Raw genomic sequence first — 21,006 nt, 5'->3', positions numbered from 1 at the left:
CCGCGTCCCCGCCCTGAAAGGGAGCACCACCATGACGACCTACCGGTCCCTCGGCCGTACGGGTGTGAAGGTCAGCCCGCTGACACTCGGCGCCATGAACTTCGGCGCCTGGGCCAACCGTGACCACGACGACGCCGTCAAGATCATTCACCAGGCCCTGGACTCGGGTATCAACGTCATCGACACCGCGGACGTCTACTCGCGGGGCGAGAACGAGGAGATCGTCGGCAAGGCCCTCGCCGACGGCCGCCGCGACGACGTGTTCCTGGCGACCAAGTTCCACGGCCAGGTGGACGACAACCCCCACCACCAGGGCAACTCGCGCCGCTGGATCCTCCAGGCCGTCGAGAACAGCCTGCGGCGCCTCGGCACCGACCACATCGACCTCTACCAGGTCCACCGGCCCGACCCCTCCACCGACTTCGAGGAGACACTCGGCGCCCTCGACGACCTCGTGCACCAGGGGAAGATCCGCTACTTCGGCACGACCACCTTCGAACCCCACCAGCTCGTCGAGGGGCAGTGGGCCGCCGAACGCCTCCGTCTGCAGCGCCCCGTCACCGAGCAGCCCCCGTACTCCCTGCTGGCCCGGGCTGCCGAACGAGCCGTACTCCCCGTCGCCGAGCGGTACGGGCTGGGCGTGCTGCCCTGGAGTCCGCTGGCCGGCGGCTGGCTGTCCGGCCGGTACCGCAAGGGGGACCCGGGGCACGCCGGGTCCACCCGGCTGGAACGCCAGCCGCACCGCCACGACCCCGCGCTCGACGCGAACCGGCGCAAGCGTGAGGCGGCGGAGCAGCTCGGGGAGCTCGCGGACGAGGCGGGCCTGTCCCTGATCCACCTGGCGCTGGCGTTCGTCCTGGAGCACCCGGCCGTGTCCACGGTGATCATCGGTCCGCGTACCCAGGAGCACCTGGCGAGCCAGCTCGGCGCCGCGGACGTACGCCTGACGCGGGACGTGCTGGACCGGATCGACGAGATCGTGGCCCCGGGAGTCACGATCAGCCCGGCCGACAAGGGCTACCAGCCCCCGTCGCTGACCGACGCGTCCACACGTCGCCGCGGGGCGTCCGGCAGCTGACCAGGGTTGCGGGGGCGTGTCGGACCGCGCGGCGCGGCGGTGCGACACGCCCCTGCCCGTTCCTTCCTCACGGGGCCCGGCATCCGGTACGGGGGCCCGGACGACGCGCCCCGGACCGCGATCCGGACCGCGTTCCGAACCGCGTTCCGCAGGGACCGAACGGTGATGCCGCAGGTCACGCGGGGCCATCCGGAGAACACGGGCGACACCATGACCGCCTCCCGGTCCGCAATCGTCCGCACCTCGTAAGCTCGGTAGCACGTTCCGCCATGGCGGTCGGCCGAACTGCCGAAGACCACGAGACCGGAAGCAGGCAGAGCCACGATGAGCAACACAGCGCAGATCGGTGTCACAGGACTCGCCGTCATGGGGCGGAACCTGGCTCGGAATTTCGCACGCAACGGCTACACCGTCGCTGTGCACAACCGGACGGCCGCCCGCACTCACGAACTCGTCGAGCAGTTCGGCGACGAGGGTGATTTCCTCGCGACCGAGAGCGCCGAGGATTTCGTGGCGGCCCTCGAGAGGCCGCGGCGCCTGGTCGTCATGGTGAAGGCCGGAGAGGCCACGGACGCGGTGATCGCGGAGTTCGCGCCCCTCCTGGAACCCGGCGATGTGATCATCGACGGAGGCAACGCGCACTTCGAGGACACACGTCGCCGGGAGCGCGACCTGCGCGAGCAGGGCATCCACTTCGTCGGCACCGGCATCTCCGGCGGTGAGGAGGGCGCGCTCGACGGGCCGAGCATCATGCCGGGCGGCAGCAAGGAGTCCTACGACTCACTCGGGCCGATGCTGGAGAAGATCTCCGCGAAGGCCAAGGACGGCGCCCCGTGCGTCACCCATATCGGCCCCGACGGCGCCGGGCACTTCGTCAAGATGACGCACAACGGCATCGAATACGCGGACATGCAGCTCATCGGCGAGGCGTACCAGCTGCTCCGCGACGTGGGCGGCTACTCCCCCGCGCAGATCGCGGACATCTTCCGTACCTGGAACACCGGGCGCCTGGACTCCTACCTCATCGAGATCACCGCGGAAGTGCTCTCGCACGTCGACGAGGCGACCGGGAAACCCTTCGTGGACGTCGTTCTGGACCAGGCGGAGCAGAAGGGCACCGGCCGCTGGACCGTGCAGATCGCCCTCGACCTGGGCGTTCCTGTCTCCGGCATCGCCGAGGCCGTCTTCGCCCGCTCGGTCTCCGGCCACGCCGACCTCCGTGACGCCTCCCGCCACCTCGCCGGGCCCACCGCCCGCAAGCTCGGCAAGGAAGAGGCGGCGGCCTTCGCCGACCAGGTCGAGCAGGCACTGTACGCCTCGAAGATCGTCGCCTACACCCAGGGCTTCCACGAGATCGCGGCCGGCAGCGAGCAGTACGACTGGAACGTCGACCTCGGCAAGGTCGCCTCGATCTGGCGCGGCGGATGCATCATCCGGGCCGCGTTCCTCGACCGGATCACCAGCGCCTACGAAGCCCAGCCCCAGATGCCGAGCCTCCTCGCCGACAAGAGCTTCGCGGAGGAGATCGCCGCCGCACAGAACGACTGGCGCACCGTGATCGCCACCGCCGTCACCCAGGGCGTCCCCACCCCCGCCTTCGCCGCCACCCTCGCTTACTACGACTCCCTGCGCGCCGAACGCCTCCCCGCCGCCCTCACCCAAGGCCAGCGCGACTACTTCGGCGCACACACCTACCACCGCACCGACCGCAAGGGAACGTTCCACACCCTCTGGGGCGGCGACAGGACCGAGGTCGAAAGCTGATCTACGAGCACACCGATCCCCACACCCGCCGGCGTCGTCGTCCTCTGGCTCGTGAAATACAGGCACCGATGAGTTCCCGGTGCGCGGCGAGTCTCCCCTGACAGATGCCGCAGTCGGCCGATGGAGGAAGCCGTGGGAGATGTCTGGTCGATGGTCCACGCGGAGCGTGCGGCACTTATCACTGACCTTGAACACCTCGACGACGAGCAGTGGGAGCAGCCGTCGCTCTGTGCGGAGTGGACCGTGCATGACGTGGCGGCCCACCTGGCCGACACAGCCCGGACGACGCGCCTGAGCTTCCTGGTCGGCCTCGCCCGGGCACGGTTCGACTTCGATCTCCAGAACGCCCGCGGCGTCGTGCGCGAACGTGGCGCCTCACCGCAGGAGACTCTGGAGCGGCTGCGTCAGGTGGCGTCGCGCAGGTCGACCCCACCTGCGCCCCTCGACAGCCGACTCGTCGAGGAGGTTGTGCACGGCGAGGACATTCGCCGGCCGTTGGGCCTCGCCCACTCCTACTCGATGGAGGCTGTCGTCAGATCGCTTCGTCTGCAGGCTCGGACTCCAGCCTCCTTCGGCGGAGCCAAGGAGCTCGTGGCGCACACCCGGCTGACGGCTGCGGATGCCGACGCGTCGATCGGCGAAGGCCCTGAGGTGAGCGGGCCCGCGCTTTCACTGCTCCTGGCCGTCTCTCGACGCCGCGTGGCGCTGGACGACCTCGACGGGCCGGGAGTTGCCGCGCTGGCTGCGGCAATCTGACGACCCGTCTCCGAGCATTCGTGCGGGGGCCTCACCTTCCGTCAAGCAGCCCCCTCACGACGTCCGCGTGCCGGAACCCGATGCGCGCCACCGGCCGTCGTTCAGGCCCGGCTGTAGCCGCCGTCGGCGAAGAGTTCGGCGCCGGTGACGAACGACGAGGCGTCCGAAGCCAGGAAGAGGGCGGCCTCGGCGATCTCCTCGGCTTCGGCCAGCCGCCCCAGTGGCACGACGGCCTCGGCGAACCGGTCGGCGCCCGGCCCCGCGGCGCCCAGCAGGCCAGGGGTTCGCGTGGGTCCCGGGCTGAGCACGTTGACCCGGAACCGGCGCTCCCGTGACTGCCGGGCCCAGTTGTGCACGAGGTTGCTCACCGCCGCCTTCGAGGCGCTGTAGACCTCGAGTTGCTCATTGGGGCGCACACTGTTGCTCGAGCCGATGACCAGGATGGAGGCGTTCTCCGCCAGCAGCGGAAGCGCCTTCTGGACGGTGAACAGTGGACCCTTGACGTTGACGGCGAGTGTCAGGTCGACGTTCGCCTCGGTGTGGGCGCCGAGCGCGGCGTCCGCGACGATTCCCGCGTTGGCCACCAGCACGTCGATGCGTCCGGCCTCCTCGCGAACTCTCGCGTAGAGCGCGTCCAGGTCGGCCAGGACCGCGACGTCGGAGCGTACGCCGGTGGCCGCAGGGCCCAACTCCTTGACCGCTGCTTCGAGGCGGTCGATGTCCCGGCCGGTCACGAAGACCCGTGCGCCCTCCCGGACGAAGCCGTGGGCGATGGCCAGCCCGATCCCGCTGGTCCCTCCGGTGATCACGGCGACCTTCTCCTGCAACACACCTGGCATGTCGAACCCCTTCAGTTCTGGAATGGATCGTCCACAACGTAGGCGGTAATGGACGATCGAGTCAAGAATGGCTAGGCTGAGGTCATGCCGAGACCACGCGCATTCGACGAGCAGCAAGTCCTGGAGCGGGCCCGGGAACAGTTCTGGGCGACGGGCTACGCAGGAACCCGGATGGACGACATCGCCCAGGCGACCGGCCTGGGCAAGGGCAGCCTGTACGGCGCATTCGGCGACAAGGGCAAGCTGTTCCACCGTGTGTTCGACGACTGGTGCACGGCGGTCGTCGAGGTGGCCGAAGGCCGGCTGGCAGGCGGTCCCGACGCAGAGGCCTTGGCCCGGCTGTCGGGATACGTGCACCTGATGGCGGAGAACGCCGCCTCCGACAGTGAGCGGCGCGGGTGCCTGTTGGCCAAGGGCGCGGCGGAACTGGCCCAGCACGATCCGACGGTCGCCGGACGGTCGGCCGAGACCATGACGGCATTGCAGACCCTGCTGCGGACGGAGATCAGCGCCGCCCAGCGTCACGGCGACATCGACGGCGCCGCGGATCCGGAGCGGTTGGCGGCGCTGATGCTGACGGTGGTCCGCGGTATCGAGGCGGTGGGCAAGGCCGGCCTGCCCCCGGAGACGCTGCGGAACATCGCAGACACCGCACTGGCGGTCCTGCCCGTGCCCGAGGGGCAGAATCGCCTCGGAACCGGGCACGGTCCGGCCCGCGAGAACTGACGTGGTGCCGTCACGGCCACATGAGCTGCCGGACGGTTCCTGGGCAGGGGTGCGCGACTGCGGTGCCGGTTCTGGACTTCGGTCGGCGGATACGGGAGGTTCGAGGGACCGTCCGGTCAGTCGGCGCCCACGTCGTGCACGGAGACGCGAATCGTGCCGAGGGTGCTGTCGGCCGCGTCGGGAACGAGCATCCCCCCGGCGACGCCGGTCCGCAGGTAGTCCACTGCGGCCTGATCGAGCAGCTCGCCGGGGAGAGCCACCGGGATCCCCGGAGGGTAGGGCGTGAGCATCTCGGCGCAGATCCGGCCGACCGCCCGGTCCACGGACACCTGCTCGACGTCGCCGAAGAAGGCGTCGCGCGGGAGCGTGGCCTGCCGGAGACGGAGGTCGCCGGGGTCCGGGATGCGGATGTCCGGGGCCGGCGGGAGTTCGTCGGCGTGCGCCACCAGGTCGCGCAGGCCGTCGAGGAGCCGCGCCGTCGTCGTCTCGTCGTCGGCGTACGTGAGCTGGGCGTTGATGCGCCGGTGGTCGGACGTGTGCAGGTTGATGCGATGGTTCCGGCGCATCCAGTCAGCGGCGTCGTATCCACTGAACTTGACTCCGCCCAGGTCGATGAAGACCTGGAGGGGGTCCATGTCGAAGGCACGCCCCGGCGCACAGAATTCGTCGCGGCCGTTGACGTGCAGTCCCTCGATGTCCTCGATGGCCGCTCGTACCCGGCGGGCCCTCGTGAGGGCCTCGTCCAGGAGTTCACGGCCGTGTTCCACCATCTGGCGGCGCCAGCCGTCAAGGGCCGCGTAGATGAGGACAGAGGGGCTGGTGGTGTCCAGCAGGTCGGCGCGGGAGGCGAGGGTCCGCGCGGTGACCAGGTCGCCCTGCAGGTGGAACACCGACCCCTGTTCGAGCCCGGAGCCCATCTTGTGGACCGAGGTGACACACACGTCCGCGCCGGCGTCCATGGCCCAGGTGGGCAGCTCGGGGTGGAAGGGCAGGTGGGCACCCCACGCTTCGTCGACGATCAGCGGTACGCCCCGCTCGTGGCACAGCGTCGCGATGGCTCCGATGTCGGCGCACGTTCCGTAAGGGGTGGGGCTGGTGACCAGCGCACCCCGTGCATCCGGATGCTCCTCGAATGCCGACCGGAAGGCCTCGGGCGCCGGCGGGTGGGCGAGGTGGAGATCGGGGTCCCACTGAGGATCGACCCACACCGGGCGGATACCCGCGAGGATCAGGCCGGAGATGACTGATTTGTGCGCGTCGCGTCCGACCAGGAGCTTTTCGTGCGGGCCGGCGACGGACAGCATGGCCGCCTTCACCGAGAGCGAACTTCCGCAGGTGGAGAAGAACGTGTGCTCGGCGCCCACGGCGTCGGCCATCAGGCGCTCTGCCCGCTCCAGGACCCCCTGCGACGTGGTGCGGTCGTCCAGACCGGACACGGCGAGCATGTCCGCGCTGAAGAGCGCGTCTCCCAGAACGGCCCGTACCCTCGGGTCGGCCCCTCGGCCCTGCTTGTGACCGGGCGGGGTGAACGGCAGTTGCTCCTGCGCCTGGTACGCCCTCAGAGCGTCGAGTACGGGAGTTTTCGAGTGGTCCATGATGTGCGGCTTCCCGGTGCAGACGGGCGAAAACGACTGACGACAAGTACCCCGTCACCATGACGACCGACACCTGTGCTGGGCTGTCCGTGGCCGCAGAGGTGTCTCCGGCAGCCCGCCTCTCCCCCGCAGAAGCGCTCGCCCGGGCGGCCGGCGAACTCCCGGTGGGATCTGTCAACCGGTGTTCCGCCCTGCGCGGACGGCCCACGGCATGCGCGGCGCCCGCAGTCGGTGTACGCCCCCGCCCCGCAGCGCGGCGCGCGCGGCGTTGGCGCCCGGGGCACCGTGGACGCCCCCGCCGGGGTGAGCGGAGGCCGAGGCGAGGTACAGGCCTCTCACCGGCGTTTCGGGCCGCCCGGTACCAGGTGTCGGGCGGAACACCAGTTGCTGATGAGCGGCTGCGGTTCCGCCGTTGATCGCGCCGCCGCGCAGGTTGGCGTCCATGGACTGGAGGGTGGGCGGTGCCAGGATGCGCCGGGATGCGATGCGGGAGCGGAATCCTGGCGCCCAGCGTTCGACTTCGTTCTCGATACGGTCGGCCATGGCTTCCTGCTCACGCCGGTCCCATCGCCCCGTGAGGTTGTCCTCGCCCTCGTCCCCCTTGATCCGGTGCGGAACATGGGTGTACGCCCACGCCGACTCCGTACCGGCCGGTGAGCGCGTGGCGTCGGCCGTGGTCATCTGCCCGAAGAGGAGGAAGGGGCGGTCGGGCACCCGGCCCGTCGCGATCTGCGCGGCGAAGCGGGTGAGACCGTCCACGCCGTCGGCCAGGTGCACCGTCCCGGCCGTGGAGGCGTCCCTCGCGGTCCAGGGCACGGGGCCGTTCAGCGCCCAGTCGACTTTGAACGTCGCGAAGTCCCACTGGAACCGGCGCAGGTCACTCAGCAGCCGGTCGGGAAGATGCTGTGCACCGACCAGTTCGCCGTACAGCGCCGGCGCGGACACGTCGGCGAGCACGGCACGGGAGGCGGGTACGGCCTCTCCCCCCGCGGTGCGTACGCCGACGGCGCGTCCGCCGCGTACGACGACCTCGTTCACACGCTCTCCGCAGCGGACCACGCCGCCGTGCCGTTCCAGTCGGTGCACCAAGGCCGCCGTGAGCGCCCCTGCTCCCCCTGCCGGCACCGGAAAGCCGTAGGTCTGCCCGAGCATGGACATCAGCCATCCGTAGCCTCCGCTGCCCGCCGCTTCGGGGCCGAGGTCCGCGTGCAGCGCATTGCCCGCGAGCAGAAGCCTCGCCGCCTCGCCATGGAACTCCTCCTCCCCCAGGCGACGTACAGGCAGCACCATCGTCCGTGCCAGCCGTAGCCCGCCGGCCGCACGGAGCTTGGCAGCGAGGCGGACGGCAGGGCGCACCGGCGGGAAAGGGGTGAAGAGGGCCCGCAGGATGTCGGGGCCCAGACGATTCCATGTGCCGCAGAGATCGAGCCACGCAGCACCGTCGCCCGCTGCGAACGTGTCCAGCCCGGCCGCAGTGTCTTCCGCCCCGTGTTCGAGGACTGCGCACCGGCCGTCCGGCAGGGGGTGCGCCAGCACACGCGGCGCTCGACTCCATCCGAGCCCTTCCTCCTGGAGCTCCAGCCCGCCGAGGACCGGCGAGGCGGCTGCCAGTGGGTAGAAGGCGCTGAAGAGGTCGCTCACATGGTCGGGGTGGACGCCACGGTCGCTTCGGACCGCGCCGCCCGGTTCCGGCTGCGCCTCCAGAACCTCCACGCTCCATCCCGCGGCGGCGAGGAGATTCGCTGCGACGAGACCGTTGGGCCCCGCGCCGATGACCACCGCATCCGGCATCGATGCCTCCACGTGTTCTCGCCGTTCCGGGCCCGCCCGTGCGGCCCGGATCCAACGGGACGTCCGGCTGAGAGGGCTCCTGCGCCGCCTTGCTCCGGGAATTCAGCTCATGAGCCTGAGCCCTTCTTGCGCAGGGACTGCGGCTTGTGCACCGCTCTGCGTCCGGATTTCTCGCTCTCGACCTCGTACTGCGGTTCGTCCTTCGAGGCGTCGACGGTACGTCCCGCCGCCTCGGTGCGCTCCGTGATCTTCTTCTTCACCTTCCCGGGAACACTCTGCCCGTGGCTGCTCCACGAGACCCGGTCGTCCTTGTCGAGCTTCTTTCCCTCGGCCACGATCCGCACGCTCCCTCCGCTTCGGTCCCAGCGCTGGACGACGTTCCGCAAACGCCTTCCACTGTCCCGCCATTCATGGCTCAGCGCATTCCGGCGGGCGGACCACCGCTGCGGTGGCTGTCGTCGTCCGCGACGCGCTCCCCGGTACGGGCGGGCAGGTCCGCGCCGCGGTGTTCTCCCTACGGGGCGCGTCGCCCGGCCGGGCCGGGCCGGGGTGCGGCAGGGAGCGTGGTGTGGATAAGTGGCAGGGAGCCCTGTCCGCCACCTACGGAGTGCGCGCATGTCCGACGCCGTACCGGAACCCGTCGTGGTCCAGCCCGTCGTGGCGCCGCTGACCAGTGCCGCCGTGGTGCTGGTCGCGACGATCGAGCCGGGCGGCGAGTCCGCCGTACGCGATGTGCTGCCCGATCTCGCGGCGTTCGCGCGGTCGATCGGCTTCCGGGTGCCGAGCGCCGGGCTGGCCTGCGTGACCGGTTTCGGCTCCGACGCGTGGGACCGGCTGTTCGCCGGCCCACGGCCGGCCCGTCTCCACCCGTTCCTGGAGCTGCGGGGACCCGTCCACCGTGCTCCGGCCACACCGGGCGATCTGCTGTTCCACGTCCGCGCCGAACAGATGGACGTCTGCTACGAGTGGGCCTCCCAGCTCCTCGGACGGCTCGGCGGTGCGGTGAAGGTCGTCGACGAGGTCCACGGATTCCGCTACTTCGACCACCGGGACCTGCTCGGTTTCGTTGACGGTACGGAGAACCCGGTGGGCGACGACGCGAGGGCCGCGGCCATCGTCGGACCGGAGGACCCGGCCTTCGAGGGCGGCAGCTACGTCGTCGTGCAGAAGTACCTGCACGACCTGGCCGCCTGGAACGGGCTGAGCACCGAGGACCAGGAACGGGTCATCGGCCGTACGAAGTTCACGGACATGGAGCTCGCCGACGACGTCAAGCCGGCCGATTCGCACATCGCCCTGAACACCGTCACCGACGACGACGGCACCGAACTCGACATCCTGCGCGCCAACATGCCCTTCGGCAGCTTCGAACAGGGCGAGTTCGGGACGTACTTCATCGGGTACGCGGCCGATCCGGGGGTCACCGAGCAGATGCTCCGCAACATGTTCCTGGGGAGCCCGCCCGGCACCCATGACCGTATTCTCGACTTCTCCACGGCGGTCACCGGCTCGCTCTTCCACGCCCCCAGCGCCGACTTCCTCGACGCCCCTCCGCCGCCGCCCTCCCCCGCCGGGACCACAGCCGTCCCGGAGCCGCAGCCCTCGGAGCAGCGCTCCACGGCCGCGCCGGCGCCGGTGGTCCGCGACGGTTCGCTGCGTATCGGCAGCCTGCAAGAAAGCGCCCCGCGATGAACAACCTGCACCGTGAACTCGCCCCCGTCACCGACTCCGCCTGGGAGCAGATCGAGGAGGAGGCCAGACGCACCTTCAGCCGTCATGTGGCGGGCCGCCGCGTCGTGGACGTCAGCGACCCGCAGGGGCCGGGGCTGTCGGCGATCGGCGACGGGCATCTGCGCGACATCGACCCACCCACCCCCGATGTGATCGCCCGGGCCCGTACGGCGAGGCCGGTCATCGAGTGGCGGGTGCCGTTCACGGTGACCAGGGCGGCCGTCGACGACGTGGAACGCGGCTCCGAGGACAGCGACTGGCAGCCGGTCAAGGACGCGGCCCGCACCTGCGCGTTCGCCGAGGACATGGCGGTCATCGACGGGTACGCGGCGGCCGGCATCACGGGTCTGCGGGACGGTTCCTCGCACGCCCCGCTGCCGCTGCCGGCGGACGCGCGGGACTACCCGACTGCGGTGAGCCAGGCACTGACCCGGCTGCGGCTCGCCGGGGTCGACGGGCCGTACCGGCTGCTGCTCGGCGCGGACGCGTACACCGAGGCCACCGAGACCTCCGACCACGGCTATCCGGTGGCCACCCATCTGGCACGGCAGCTCGACGAACCCATCCTGTGGGCACCCGCCGTCGCCGGCGGGGCCCTGCTGTCCACCCGCGGCGGCGACTTCGAGCTGTGCCTGGGCCAGGACCTGTCCATCGGATATCTGGACCACGACGCGACGAGCGTCAGGCTCTACTTCCACCAGGCGTTCACCTTCCGGATGCTGACACCCGAGGCCGTGGTCCCGCTCATCGCCTGAAGGCACCGACCTGCGAGGCTCCCATCGACGACTCCCGCACCACACCGCCCCCCGGTCCCGCAAGCGCTCCCGGCCGCCCACCGCGCTCCGCCCGATTCGCCGAGGTGCTGCGCCTCGCGGTGGCGGAAGGGCTGCTGGGCGAGGAGCAACCGCTCGCGGGCTTCCTGGACGCGGACGGGATACACGACAGTGTCGATGCACTGCGGGACGCGTTCGCCGCCGAGCCGGGGGTACGGGTGCTGCACACCTTCGCCGCGAAAGCCGCGTCACTGATCCCGGTGCTGCGGCTGCTGGCCGAACGCGGCATGGGGTGCGAGGTGGCCGGCCCGGGCGAACTGAGGCTCGCGGTCGAGGCCGGCTTCACCCCGGCCCGGATCGTCCTGGACTCACCCGCCAAGACCCGTGCCGAGCTCAGGCTGGCGCTGGCGCTCGGTGTCGCCGTGAACGCGGACAGCTTCGGCGAGATCCGCCGTATCGAGGAGCTCCGCTCGCCCGGCTCGCCCTCCGTCCTGGGGCTGCGGGTGAACCCGCAGGTGGGGGGCGGTTCCATCGGCGCCATGAGCACGGCGACGGCCACGTCCAAGTTCGGCGTGGCCCTGCGCGACCCCGGCGCCCGCGAACGGGTCGTCCAGGCGTTCGTGGAACGTCCCTGGCTGACCCGGCTGCATGCCCACGTCGGTTCGCAGGGCTGCTCGCTGGAACTCATCGCCGCGGGCATCGCCGAGACGTACCGTCTCGCCGAGGAGATCAACGAGGCCGTGGGCGCGCGTCGGGTCACGGGGATCGACATCGGCGGCGGGCTGCCGGTCAATTTCGACGACGACGAGACGCGCCCCGCCTTCGCGGAGTACGTGGCGGCGCTCCGGCACGCGGCTCCGGGCATCTTCGACGGGCGCTACGGCCTGGTCACCGAGTTCGGCAGGTCCCTGCTGGCCAAGAACGGCTTCATCGGGGCACGTGTCGAGTACACGAAGGACGCGGGCGGGCGCCGCATAGCGCTCACCCACGCGGGGGCCCAGATCGCCACCCGCACCGTCTTCATGCCCGATGCCTGGCCGCTCCGGGTCGGCGCGTTCGACGGGGACGGCCGTCCCCGGAGCGGGCCGCCGATGGTCCAGGACATCGCGGGGCCGTGCTGCTTCGCCGGGGACGTCGTGGCCCACGGCCGGGAGCTGCCCGAACTGCGGGAGGGCGATTTCGTCGCCCTGTACGACACGGGGGCGTACTACTTCTCCACCCCCTGGGCCTACAACAGCCTGCCCCGGCCGGCCGTGTACGGCTTCGCGGGGGAATCCGGCGGCCTGAGCTTCGCCCCGGTGCGCGAGGCGCAGTCGCTCGACTCGGTGGCGGCGGAGAGCGGGCTGCACCACGCCGACGCGCTGACGGGACTGTACGGCCGGCCGTAGGGACTCCGGCTCACCCCGCCGGCTGGGGCTGGGGCTCCGGCTCGGGTACCGGTTCGGGGTTCGGGTTCGGCGGCTGCGGAATGGGATCGGGCGCCGGGCCGGGCGGCACGGGGCCCGGCGGCACGGGCGGCGGCGAGGGCACCGGTGTCGGCGGCCCCGGCACGGGCGGGGGCGCCGGCACAGGCACGGGGTCGGGACTGGGGTGTGTCATCTCGGTCCTCCAGGTGCGACGGACGGGACGAGTGGATCTCCTCTCCACCGTCTCCCCGTGCGGCTTCCCTCGCCTGCCGAGTCCATACGTACGCACCGGGACTCCTGGTCCGGGAAGCCCCCGGCCGGTCTCAGAACAGCTCGGGATGCGACCCGAGCTGCCTCTCGGCCCCGCGCACCAGCTCTTCCGGGGCCTTCGGCGCCTGGTCGGGGTGACGCTCGGCCCACGCGGCGAGATACGGGCAGAGCGGAACGACGGGAACCCCCTGGCGGGCCGCCAACCCGTAGAACTCGCGCGCGAGGGCCCCGGCGACGCCCTTGCCCTCGTACTCCGGCCCGACGACGGTGTGCACGCCGACGAGGGCACCGGGTTCGGGATACATCGCGAAGTACGCGATGGTGCCCGCCACCGAGCCGCCCTCGTCGTAGGCCGTCAGCCTGCCGTGCTCGCGGTCGTCCCGGATGTCCACTGCGGTGTTCTCCTCTGCCATGGCGGGTGCTCCCTCGTACGGCGTACGCCTGGGCCGGATCAGCCCCGGGCGGGGACGGCCTGCGGGCTGCGCTCGGTGCGCGTACCCGGCACGGGGGCCGATGCGTCGGCCCCCAGGGCCACGATGCGGTTCCCCGCGTCGACGTGCACGACGCTCGGCACGAAGGCACGTGCCTCGGCGTCGTCGAGCTGCGCGTAACTGATGAGAATGACCAGGTCACCGGGGTGCACGAGATGGGCGGCGGCACCGTTGATCCCGATGACGCCGGAGCCGCGCTCCCCTTCGATGACGTACGTCTCCAGGCGGGCACCGTTGTCGATGTCCACGATATGCACGAGCTCGCCGGGCAGCAGGTCCGCGGCGTCCATGAGGTCGGCGTCGACCGTCACGGAGCCCACGTAGTGCAGGTCGGCCTGGGTCACGGTGGCTCGGTGGATCTTGGACTTGAACATGGTGCGCATCATGGAGCCACTCCCGAGCTAGGCTTCCTGCCTGCGTTTTTGCAGGTCAAGTGCTGTTTCGCTACCTTACAACCAGTCGCACGTTCGTGCAGCTTTCCCCAGGTTTTTCAGGACCCATGCTCACCACTTGCTCACTTCACTGACGGCCCGTCAGGTAGTTGCAGGAGATCTTGCACTCCCCCCTGCACCCGCACCGCAACGACTGCACAAGCCTACTCAGCTCCCACCGATGGGTGCCCGTGATCACCGCCACTCTGATAACAGATTCGATCCCGCCCTGGCAGTCGTCCTGAACGCGGATGTGGCCCCCGACCACCGTTGCGATCGACTCGACCTCCGACGATCACGTCGCGGGCGCGGCCCGACAGAACGCCGGTCATGGCGTCGAGGGCTTGCCCCCAGGTAGCGCATGCCTCGTCAAGGCGGCCTTGCTGGACCTGGTCGGCGCCGAGGTAGCCAAGGGTCACGCTGTGGGTGCGGGCGTATTGCTGGCGGCGACGGGTGGCAACGCTGCGCTGGAAGTGGATCTCCGCGTCGACTGGCTGTCCCAGGCCGCGCAGGGCACAAGCTGTCTCGTGCGCGAGGGAGGCGTCCTGGAAGAAGTCCACGCGGCCCGGCGCATCGTCGTTGTCGGCGCGGGCGAGGTCCTGCGGATGCCGACAACCGTGAGCGGTCGCTGTTGGAGCCACATTTACCCCAATTGTGTGGCCTCGGAGGCCGGTGAAGCGATCTGCTGATGGGTCCGCGCATGTCTTCCTCGGCCAGCGTGGAGGTGCTGGCGCGTGTCTTCGCACGCTGCTGGTCATCCCCCCGTCGGGACGGCGGTGCCGGTTCGCTTGGGGGCCTGTAGGCCGTCGGCCGACTGGATGGGCAGGACGACTTCCGCGCCGTCGGCACGGGTGCCCCATCCGGTGCGCATGCAGGTGAGGAGCCCGTACCAGCGGACGGGGCGCAGCACTGTCCAGGACCAGAGGAGAGCGAGGGGGGTGAGGGCCCAGGTGGCGAGCTGGGAGCGCAGTTTCTGGTCGGAGCGGGTGAGGGTGAGGTAGCGGAGGGTTTGTCCGGAGACGATGACCAGGGGGACGAGGAAGAGGCTGGTGGGCGGGTGGGTGTCGGTGTGCAGGTGGAGGAGGGTCAGCCAGATCAGGAGGGCGGTGCAGGTCAGTTGCTGGAACCAGCGCAGGAGTTGGGCGAGGTAGGCGGGGTGGGTGGGGGGGAGGTAGCGGATGCGCCACAGGGCGCGGATGGTGGATCCGCGCATCCAGCGCAGGTACTGGCGGAGGTGGTGGCTGACGGTCTCGGGCATGGCGCTGAACACGATCGCCGTGGGCTGTTGGACGACTCTGCCGCGCATCAGGCCGTAGAGGGTGAGCATCGAATCGTCGGAGAAGGCGACCGGCCGGCCGAAGAACCTCTCTCCGAGGTAGGAGTGGAGGTGGTCGCGCAGGAGCTCGGCGCGGTAGGCGGCGAGTGATCCCGAGGCGACCATGACACCGCCCAACGGGGAGAGGGCCGAGCGGTCGACGAGTTGGGTGGTGACGTACCAGAGGTCGGTCATGCGGCTGAGGAAGCCGTTGCGGTTGTTGTGCGCCGCGACGACTCCGGCCACGACCTGGTTACGCGGGTCGGCCAGGGGCTGGAGCACCTCGTGCAGGGCGTCGGGAGCGAGATGGGCGTCGGAGTCGATGGTGACGAAGATATCGGCTTCCGGGCAGCGGCTCGCGGCACGGACCTGTGCGTGGCGCTTGCCGGCATTGGCGGTGCGCTGCCAGGACGTGGCGATGCCGGCGTCGCGCGCCACCCGGCACCACCAGCGTCGCGTGGCTCGGTGAGCGCATTCGGAGCCGTCATCGACGATGTGGACGGAGTCGGGCAGCCGGGACTGGGCGAGCAAAGACCGCAGGGCGGAGCGCAGGTACCCGTCGTCCTCGTTGAAGACCGGCATCAGTACGGCGACGTGCCGCCCGTCCAGCACCTCCTGCTGATCGGACGTGGCGCGGTAGGGCCTCTCCAGGAGATAGAGAGTGGTCTGGACCGCCAGGATCAGGGCCACAGGAGCCCACGCCCACTCCGCGTATGTGGCGGACGATTCGGTGACCACCGAGTACGCGCGGGTTCCGTAAGCCGTCAGGCCCAGTGCGAGGAGTGCCAGCACCACGGTGGCCGTGACCAGGGCCGCCGTCCTACGTCGTCCTGCGGTGATCAGCGCCGGGCTGCTCCCGCTCACACTCCTTCACCGCGCCGGAACACGACCCGGACGCACAGCGCTCCCGCCACGACGAGGAACAATGCCAAGGCGGCCATCCACCAGCCCGCCATGGTGAGGCCGCCCACGACCAGAACTCCCGTGCCCGTCTGCGCCAGTTGATTGTCGTACATTGCTGCCTGCTCCTTCGGGGAAGATCACCAGTGCTTCCGCCACCATCACCCGGTCCCGGCTGTGCCGCCTGTGCTGGCACCTGCACGAGTGGCGGCAGTACGCCATCGGGTGGTGGTGACTGCACGACGAATGAGTGGGGGAACTTCGGCCTGCGCCGTTCCGGCGCGAACGAGCCGACCTTGGCTCCCTGCTCGCCCTGCGGCAGCAGCGCGGCTCACCGACGCCGACCGAGGGGCCCTGTCCCCGCTGTTCTGGACCCATGGGAATCCCTACGGCCGCTCCGAGCTCGGCATGAACTCTCGGCTCACTCTCGCCGCAGCGGAGTCCCTGAATGCCCAGGCCCGCACCATCCGAGACACGGGCTCACGAGTCGGCAGTGGAGAGCACTGTCGGGTCGGCGCCTGTGGATCTGCACTCCGCACGTCGCCAGCGGGGAGCCAAGGCGTGGTCACCGGGTCGGAGGGGCAAGCCAGAGGCTTCCTTCACTGTGCCGCGCGCTATTCCGCTGAACAGTATGTGATTAATTGTCCGGGATTGCCGGTTGGGATTCGCCTAGGGAAAGGGTTCGGGCACGCCATGGGAGAAGCGATCGGCGCGATGCTCACCTCGGCGGCGGGTATCGCGATCAGCCCGTTGCCGCTGGTCGCTGTGGTCTTGATACTGGCCACGCCGAAGGGGCGGGCCAACGGGATCGCGTTCACAGCCGGCTGGGTGGTTGCTCTGGCAGGAGTCGTGGCCGTGGTCGTCGCCGCGGGCAGCTCGATGACCCCGGGCACAGAGAAACCGACATGGGCGTACTGGCTCCAACTGGGCCTTGGCGTGCTGTTCGTGCTGATGGCGGTCAAGCAGTGGCGGGGCCGCCCGAGAGCGGGACGGGATGTGGCGCCGCCCGGGTGGATGCGGGCCATCGACCGGTTCACGGCGGCCAGGGCCGCCGGTCTCGCGGTCGTCCTGGTGGCCGCCAATCCGAAGAACCTGGTCCTTTCCGTCGCCGGAGCGGTCTCCATCGCAACCAGCGACGCCGGGGCGGGCGGCAAGGCTGTGGCAGCGGCATTGATGGTGCTCATCGGCTCGCTCTGCACGCTATTGCCGCTCGGTGTCTATCTGCTGGGCGGTGACCGGGCAGGGCGCGTGCTGGCCGAGTGGAAGGAGTGGATGGCGGCCCACAACGCGGCGATCATGACCACGGTGCTCGTCGTGCTCGGTGCCAAGTACATCGGCGACGCGCTCACAGGGTTGGCGTGAGACTGCCGACCGTTCGGCTCCGCCTCGGCCGGCCCGAGCTGTCGGATGTGAGTTTCGGCGGCGGGGCCCGCACGGGGGTCGAGGTCTCCCGATGTGGGGGGCATCGGCTGCCTCCTGTGCCCCTGTCGCTGTACTGCGCCCAGGGGCTGCCCGCCAGGCCCATCTCACCGCCCTGCACCTCACCCCCGACCGGGGTCCTCCGGCCCCGGACGCTGGGAGACTGCCGAGCCGTCGGCCACGCTCGTGCCGGGCACGGTCACCGTCCTGGACCACGCCGGTCGAGAGCAGGCTTCCGCCAGTCGACGGTGCCCGGGGCGGTGCTGGTGCTGGTCCTGCGGGCCTTGCCCGACGTGCCGTCCTTGGCGATGCTCAAGCGGCTCGACCGGTACGCCGCCCGCCTCACCGGCCGTGGCGGGCGGCTGGTCCTGTGCGGCGTCCGGTCGGCACTCGTACACCTCCTGGAACGCTCCGGGCTTGCCACCCGGCTCGGTGACGGCGGCATCGTGCCGGCCACGAAGGAAATGTTCGGCGATCTCGACACCGCGTATGCCGACGCCCGCCGCTCGGCCTCGAAGAATTCGTCCGAACGGCCCCCTTCCCCTCGCTGACCGCATACCCGGCCGTAAGGCTCGTCGGTAGGCCGCGCCGCGTCTCACGGCATGGCCGGCGACCAGGAGGGACCCTCATGGCCTACGAGCCCAAGCCCGCCACCGCACGGACCGCCGCCGTCAACCGCGAAGCATTGGCCCGGTACGCGATGGACGACCGTCGGGACTTCACCGACAACGACCGCGGCTTCCTCGCGCCCTTGCCCGACACCGTGCAGGCTGCCGACGGCCGGGTCATCTTCGACCCCGCGTGGTTCGACTACATCGGCGACGAGGACCCGGCGCCCGACACGGTCAACCCGAGCCTGTGGCGGCAGTCCCAGCTCATACGCAAGGGCGGCCTGTACAAGATCGCCGAGCGGGTGTACCAGGTCCGCAACTGCGACATTGCGAACCTGACCGTCGTCGAGGGCGAGACGGGGCTCGTGGTGGTGGACTGCACCGCCTCCGTGGAGGCGGCGGCCATGTCGATGCGGATGATCCGCGAGCACGTCACCGACAAGCCGGTCGCCGCCGTGATCTACACCCACACCCACATCGACCACTACGGCGGGGTGAAGGGAGTCGTCTCCGCCGAGGACGTCGCCTCAGGGAAGGTGCCCATCGTCGCACCCGGCACCATCGCCTCCTTCGACAAGCACGCCATCGGTGAGAACGTCATCGCCGGCAATGCCATGTCCCGACGTGCCGGCTATGCCTTCGGTACCCTCCTCGGCCTGAACTCCTGCGGCCACATCACCAGCGGCATCGGCATCATGGGCTCGGCCGGCACCACCATCACCTACCTCTCGCCCACCGACTCCATCACGAAGACCGGTGAGCGGCGGGAGCTGGCGGGGCTGGAGTTCGAGTTCCTCTACGCCCCCGACACCGAGGCTCCGGAGGAGATGCACATCTGGATCCCCGAGCTGAAGGCGCTGACCTGCGCGGAGAACGCGAACCACTCGCTGCACAACATCCAGACTCTGCGCGGCGCCAGGACCCGTGACGCCCGCAACTTCGCCCGGTACCTCGACGAGACGCTCCAGCGGTGGGGCGACGAGGCGGAGGTCCACTACGGACCGCACACCTGGCCCGTCTTCGGCAACGAGAACGTGACCGCGTTCCTGGAGTCGCAGCGCGACACGTACAAGTACATCCACGACCAGGCGCTGCGGCTGGCGAACAAGGGGTACACCCCGCTGGAGGCCGCCGAGGTCGTCGAACTGCCCGAGGAACTCGGCCGGAACTGGGCCGTCCGCGGCTACCACGGCACCCTCCACCACGACGTGCGCGCCGTGTTCCACAAGGAACTCGGCATGTGGGACGGCGACCCGGTCTCCCTCCACCCGCACCCGCCCGTCGAGACCGCCCGCCGCCTCACCGGCCTCATCGGCCCGGACCGGATCCTCGCCGAGGGCCGGCGAGCCTTCGAGGAGGGCGACTACCGGTGGGCCGTGCAGATCCTGCACGCCCTCGTCTTCGCCGAACCCGACCACAGGGAGGCGAAGAACCTCCAGGCCGACGCGTACGAGCAGTTGGGCTACCAGGCCGAGGGGCCGCAGTGGCGCGGCATCTTCCTCACCGCTGCCAAGGAACTGCGCGAGGGCGTGGTGCCGGCCGCTTTCGCCACAGCCAGCCCCGACACCGTCCTCGCGATGCCGATCGACATCCTCTTCGACTTCGCCGCCATCCATCTCATCGGGGACGAGGCCGCCGACGTCGACCTGCGCATCGACTTCCGCTTCACCGACCACTCCGACGAGACCTGGACCATGTGGATCCGCCGTGGCGTCCTCAACGCCCGCCCCGGCGCCTCCCCCGACCCCCGTCTTACCGTCGCCGGCCCCAAGGCTGCCCTCGTCGCCGCCCTCCTCAAGCCCGCGAGCGCGGCCAAGCTCGCCCAGGCCGGGAAGATCACCCTCGACGGCGACGAGACCGCCCTGCAGACCCTTGCCGGCCTCCTCGACGACTTCGACCCCGACTTCCCCATCGTCACCCCCTGATCCTGAAGTCCGGGTGTGAGTAAACACGGTCTTCGAGCTCCCGAACCGCTCCAGCAGGTACCGCCACGGAACACCTGCGGCTGGAGCGAGAGCGTCTCGTACTCATGGATTTCGATCCCGCCGTGGTGCAGATCGCCTCCCAGCCGCTCTGGCTGCACTGGCACCGCGGTTCGCGTGAGCGTCGCCATGCCCCGGACTTCTTCGTACGCCGTGCGGATGGTTCGGCCTCGGCAGCAGAAGCTCGGGAGGGCCCTCAGTACTCGCTCTCGTCCCCCTCGCCTGCGACAAGACGGCGCAGGGAGGGGAGCAACGCATCGATGTCCTGCCCGGTCCTGAATGCGACGACGGTGGTACCGGCGCCCGCCGTCCGGGAGTGGGCCGCGGGGAAAAGAGCGAGCACCTCGCGCATCGCTTCATCCACCTCGCCGACCGGATCCGCGGTCTCCCCACGGAGCCAGCGCCGCAGCACGTGGTTGTGGGCCGCGACCACCGCAGCCGACATGAGTTCCGCCCTGAGGGACGCCCCCTGGGCCGAGTCGCCCATCCAGTCGGCGATGAACTCACGGAACAGCCGCTGGTAACGCGCCACTCCGGCGATCTCGCGGTCACGGAGGACGGAGACCTTGCTGGTGAGCACGTAGCGCCGGCGCGCGAGGTCGCCTTCGTCGAGATAGTGGAGCAGCACCAGGCGGACCGCGTCGGAGACGGCGACCAGCGCCGTGCTGTGGTTCGAGGTCGCCAGCCGGTCCCTGATCAGGTCGAGGAGCCGGTCATGGTCGGGGAAGATCACGTCTTCCTTGGACCGGTAGTGGCGGAAGAACGTCGTGCGGCCGAGGCCTGCACGTTCGGCGATGTCGTCAACGGTGGTCTGCTCGTATCCGCGCTCGTCGAAGAGCGCGAAGGCGGCGTCTGCGAGTCGGGTCCGCGCGGATGGCTTGCTCATGATCACCCATCCTCCCCTGTCGAGGGACCAAATAATACTTGCCCAATACAACGGTACTGAGTACCTTCATTCCGAGATTCAGTACCGATGGAGGAGAGCGGGAGACACATGATCAGCAGCACACCCGAGACCATCGACGACGTCGGTATCCACACCACCGCGGGCAAGATCGCGGACCTGCAGCGCCGTATCGAAGAGGCCACACACGCAGGTTCCGCCCGTGCCGTCGAAAAGCAGCACGC

At 70.1% G+C, this 21,006-nt stretch carries 19 protein-coding genes and 2 pseudogenes; 10 read left to right on the top strand and 11 right to left on the bottom strand.

Features of this window, described 5'->3' with window-relative positions; translation table 11 throughout:
* The first annotated feature begins 31 nt into the window (after positions 1-31).
* From ACIRD8_RS27775 to ACIRD8_RS27765, 3 genes are all read left to right on the top strand, one after another.
* Positions 32-1,078 (top strand): aldo/keto reductase, encoded by a 1,047-nt coding sequence (locus tag ACIRD8_RS27775; RefSeq protein ID WP_403997127.1) that lies wholly within the window; start codon positions 32-34, stop codon positions 1,076-1,078.
* A 324-nt stretch (positions 1,079-1,402) separates the two neighbouring features.
* Positions 1,403-2,842: an NADP-dependent phosphogluconate dehydrogenase gene (gene gndA, locus ACIRD8_RS27770; protein WP_403997123.1), complete on the top strand. Its 1,440-nt coding sequence runs from the start codon at positions 1,403-1,405 to the stop codon at positions 2,840-2,842.
* Between the two features lie 120 nt (positions 2,843-2,962).
* On the top strand, positions 2,963-3,598 hold the full coding sequence (locus tag ACIRD8_RS27765) for a maleylpyruvate isomerase family mycothiol-dependent enzyme (protein ID WP_403997120.1): 636 nt from the start codon (positions 2,963-2,965) through the stop codon (positions 3,596-3,598).
* A 101-nt stretch (positions 3,599-3,699) separates the two neighbouring features.
* Here the strand turns inward: ACIRD8_RS27765 and ACIRD8_RS27760 are convergent, their stop codons facing one another.
* A complete protein-coding gene (locus ACIRD8_RS27760; RefSeq protein WP_403997117.1) occupies positions 3,700-4,437 on the bottom strand; it encodes an SDR family NAD(P)-dependent oxidoreductase in 738 nt (245 codons plus the stop codon).
* Between the two features lie 84 nt (positions 4,438-4,521).
* Here ACIRD8_RS27760 and ACIRD8_RS27755 point away from each other — a divergent pair, with 84 nt between their 5' ends.
* Positions 4,522-5,163: a TetR/AcrR family transcriptional regulator gene (locus ACIRD8_RS27755; protein ID WP_403997114.1), complete on the top strand. Its 642-nt coding sequence runs from the start codon at positions 4,522-4,524 to the stop codon at positions 5,161-5,163.
* 116 nt (positions 5,164-5,279) lie between these two features.
* Here the strand turns inward: ACIRD8_RS27755 and ACIRD8_RS27750 are convergent, their stop codons facing one another.
* From ACIRD8_RS27750 to ACIRD8_RS27740, 3 genes are all read right to left on the bottom strand, one after another.
* Positions 5,280-6,758: an aminotransferase class I/II-fold pyridoxal phosphate-dependent enzyme gene (locus ACIRD8_RS27750; protein WP_403997111.1), complete on the bottom strand. Its 1,479-nt coding sequence runs from the start codon at positions 6,756-6,758 to the stop codon at positions 5,280-5,282.
* Positions 6,759-6,932: 174 nt separating this feature from the next.
* On the bottom strand, positions 6,933-8,549 hold the full coding sequence (locus ACIRD8_RS27745; RefSeq protein WP_403997108.1) for a phytoene desaturase family protein: 1,617 nt from the start codon (positions 8,547-8,549) through the stop codon (positions 6,933-6,935).
* Positions 8,550-8,656: 107 nt separating this feature from the next.
* A complete protein-coding gene (locus tag ACIRD8_RS27740) occupies positions 8,657-8,884 on the bottom strand; it encodes a DUF2945 domain-containing protein (RefSeq protein ID WP_403997105.1) in 228 nt (75 codons plus the stop codon).
* Between the two features lie 280 nt (positions 8,885-9,164).
* Here ACIRD8_RS27740 and ACIRD8_RS27735 point away from each other — a divergent pair, with 280 nt between their 5' ends.
* From ACIRD8_RS27735 to ACIRD8_RS27725, 3 genes are all read left to right on the top strand, one after another.
* On the top strand, positions 9,165-10,241 hold the full coding sequence (locus tag ACIRD8_RS27735; RefSeq protein ID WP_403997102.1) for a Dyp-type peroxidase: 1,077 nt from the start codon (positions 9,165-9,167) through the stop codon (positions 10,239-10,241).
* The gene (locus ACIRD8_RS27730) at positions 10,238-11,035 is read left to right on the top strand and encodes a family 1 encapsulin nanocompartment shell protein (protein WP_403997099.1); all 798 of its coding nucleotides are present in this window, start codon (positions 10,238-10,240) and stop codon (positions 11,033-11,035) included. Before ACIRD8_RS27735 ends, ACIRD8_RS27730 begins: the two co-directional genes overlap by 4 nt.
* A gap of 104 nt (positions 11,036-11,139) precedes the next feature.
* Entirely contained in the window at positions 11,140-12,441 is a 1,302-nt protein-coding gene (locus ACIRD8_RS27725; RefSeq protein WP_403997096.1) for a diaminopimelate decarboxylase, read from the top strand.
* Between the two features lie 341 nt (positions 12,442-12,782).
* Here ACIRD8_RS27725 and ACIRD8_RS27720 read toward each other — a convergent pair whose 3' ends face one another.
* From ACIRD8_RS27720 to ACIRD8_RS27695, 6 genes and pseudogenes are all read right to left on the bottom strand, one after another.
* Positions 12,783-13,142 carry a GNAT family N-acetyltransferase gene (locus ACIRD8_RS27720; RefSeq protein ID WP_403997093.1) on the bottom strand — a complete coding sequence of 120 codons (360 nt, stop codon included), beginning with the start codon at positions 13,140-13,142 and terminating at the stop codon, positions 12,783-12,785.
* Positions 13,143-13,180: 38 nt separating this feature from the next.
* Complete coding sequence (gene panD / locus ACIRD8_RS27715; protein ID WP_403997091.1) at positions 13,181-13,606, bottom strand: aspartate 1-decarboxylase; 426 nt, start codon at positions 13,604-13,606, stop codon at positions 13,181-13,183.
* 247 nt (positions 13,607-13,853) lie between these two features.
* A pseudogene (locus tag ACIRD8_RS27710) lies at positions 13,854-13,928 on the bottom strand (S-adenosylmethionine-dependent methyltransferase); the annotation flags it as partial.
* A pseudogene (locus ACIRD8_RS27705) lies at positions 13,912-14,262 on the bottom strand (Tat pathway signal protein); the annotation flags it as partial. The pseudogenes ACIRD8_RS27710 and ACIRD8_RS27705, both read right to left, overlap by 17 nt.
* Before the next feature lie 143 nt (positions 14,263-14,405).
* A complete protein-coding gene (locus tag ACIRD8_RS27700; protein ID WP_403997088.1) occupies positions 14,406-15,830 on the bottom strand; it encodes a glycosyltransferase in 1,425 nt (474 codons plus the stop codon).
* Positions 15,827-15,982 carry a hypothetical protein gene (locus ACIRD8_RS27695; protein WP_403997085.1) on the bottom strand — a complete coding sequence of 52 codons (156 nt, stop codon included), beginning with the start codon at positions 15,980-15,982 and terminating at the stop codon, positions 15,827-15,829. Before ACIRD8_RS27695 ends, ACIRD8_RS27700 begins: the two co-directional genes overlap by 4 nt.
* A gap of 577 nt (positions 15,983-16,559) precedes the next feature.
* Between ACIRD8_RS27695 and ACIRD8_RS27690 the strand changes: the two genes are divergently transcribed.
* From ACIRD8_RS27690 to ACIRD8_RS27680, 3 genes are all read left to right on the top strand, one after another.
* The gene (locus ACIRD8_RS27690) at positions 16,560-17,228 is read left to right on the top strand and encodes a GAP family protein (protein ID WP_403997082.1); all 669 of its coding nucleotides are present in this window, start codon (positions 16,560-16,562) and stop codon (positions 17,226-17,228) included.
* 317 nt (positions 17,229-17,545) lie between these two features.
* On the top strand, positions 17,546-17,836 hold the full coding sequence (locus tag ACIRD8_RS27685; RefSeq protein WP_403997080.1) for a hypothetical protein: 291 nt from the start codon (positions 17,546-17,548) through the stop codon (positions 17,834-17,836).
* A gap of 77 nt (positions 17,837-17,913) precedes the next feature.
* Entirely contained in the window at positions 17,914-19,821 is a 1,908-nt protein-coding gene (locus ACIRD8_RS27680) for an alkyl/aryl-sulfatase (protein ID WP_403997077.1), read from the top strand.
* A 253-nt stretch (positions 19,822-20,074) separates the two neighbouring features.
* On the opposite strand, the gene ACIRD8_RS27675 is transcribed toward ACIRD8_RS27680, so the two are convergent.
* Positions 20,075-20,764, bottom strand: coding sequence for a TetR/AcrR family transcriptional regulator (locus tag ACIRD8_RS27675; RefSeq protein ID WP_403997074.1), 690 nt, complete (start codon positions 20,762-20,764; stop codon positions 20,075-20,077).
* Between the last annotated feature and the right edge of the window lie 242 nt (positions 20,765-21,006).

The sequence above is a fragment of the Streptomyces sp. NPDC102451 genome (assembly GCF_044765485.1).
Taxonomy (GTDB): Bacteria; Actinomycetota; Actinomycetes; order Streptomycetales; family Streptomycetaceae; genus Streptomyces.
Note: the sequence above shows the minus strand (reverse complement) of the source record. Positions and strands in the feature narration are given on the sequence as shown.

What these genes read in the sequence shown, in the direction of transcription:
- ACIRD8_RS27730 (WP_403997099.1), top strand. Translation starts at nt 10,238, where the DNA reads ATGAACAACCTGCACCGTGAACTCGCCCCCGTCACCGACTCCGCCTGG.
- ACIRD8_RS27765 (WP_403997120.1), top strand. Translation starts at nt 2,963, where the DNA reads ATGGAGGAAGCCGTGGGAGATGTCTGGTCGATGGTCCACGCGGAGCGT.
- ACIRD8_RS27735 (WP_403997102.1), top strand. Translation starts at nt 9,165, where the DNA reads ATGTCCGACGCCGTACCGGAACCCGTCGTGGTCCAGCCCGTCGTGGCG.
- ACIRD8_RS27775 (WP_403997127.1), top strand. Translation starts at nt 32, where the DNA reads ATGACGACCTACCGGTCCCTCGGCCGTACGGGTGTGAAGGTCAGCCCG.
- ACIRD8_RS27720 (WP_403997093.1), bottom strand. Translation starts at nt 13,142, where the DNA reads ATGGCAGAGGAGAACACCGCAGTGGACATCCGGGACGACCGCGAGCAC.
- ACIRD8_RS27750 (WP_403997111.1), bottom strand. Translation starts at nt 6,758, where the DNA reads ATGGACCACTCGAAAACTCCCGTACTCGACGCTCTGAGGGCGTACCAG.
- ACIRD8_RS27695 (WP_403997085.1), bottom strand. Translation starts at nt 15,982, where the DNA reads ATGTACGACAATCAACTGGCGCAGACGGGCACGGGAGTTCTGGTCGTG.
- panD (WP_403997091.1), bottom strand. Translation starts at nt 13,606, where the DNA reads ATGATGCGCACCATGTTCAAGTCCAAGATCCACCGAGCCACCGTGACC.
- ACIRD8_RS27675 (WP_403997074.1), bottom strand. Translation starts at nt 20,764, where the DNA reads ATGAGCAAGCCATCCGCGCGGACCCGACTCGCAGACGCCGCCTTCGCG.
- ACIRD8_RS27690 (WP_403997082.1), top strand. Translation starts at nt 16,560, where the DNA reads ATGGGAGAAGCGATCGGCGCGATGCTCACCTCGGCGGCGGGTATCGCG.
- gndA (WP_403997123.1), top strand. Translation starts at nt 1,403, where the DNA reads ATGAGCAACACAGCGCAGATCGGTGTCACAGGACTCGCCGTCATGGGG.
- ACIRD8_RS27755 (WP_403997114.1), top strand. Translation starts at nt 4,522, where the DNA reads ATGCCGAGACCACGCGCATTCGACGAGCAGCAAGTCCTGGAGCGGGCC.
- ACIRD8_RS27760 (WP_403997117.1), bottom strand. Translation starts at nt 4,437, where the DNA reads ATGCCAGGTGTGTTGCAGGAGAAGGTCGCCGTGATCACCGGAGGGACC.
- ACIRD8_RS27745 (WP_403997108.1), bottom strand. Translation starts at nt 8,549, where the DNA reads ATGCCGGATGCGGTGGTCATCGGCGCGGGGCCCAACGGTCTCGTCGCA.
- ACIRD8_RS27680 (WP_403997077.1), top strand. Translation starts at nt 17,914, where the DNA reads ATGGCCTACGAGCCCAAGCCCGCCACCGCACGGACCGCCGCCGTCAAC.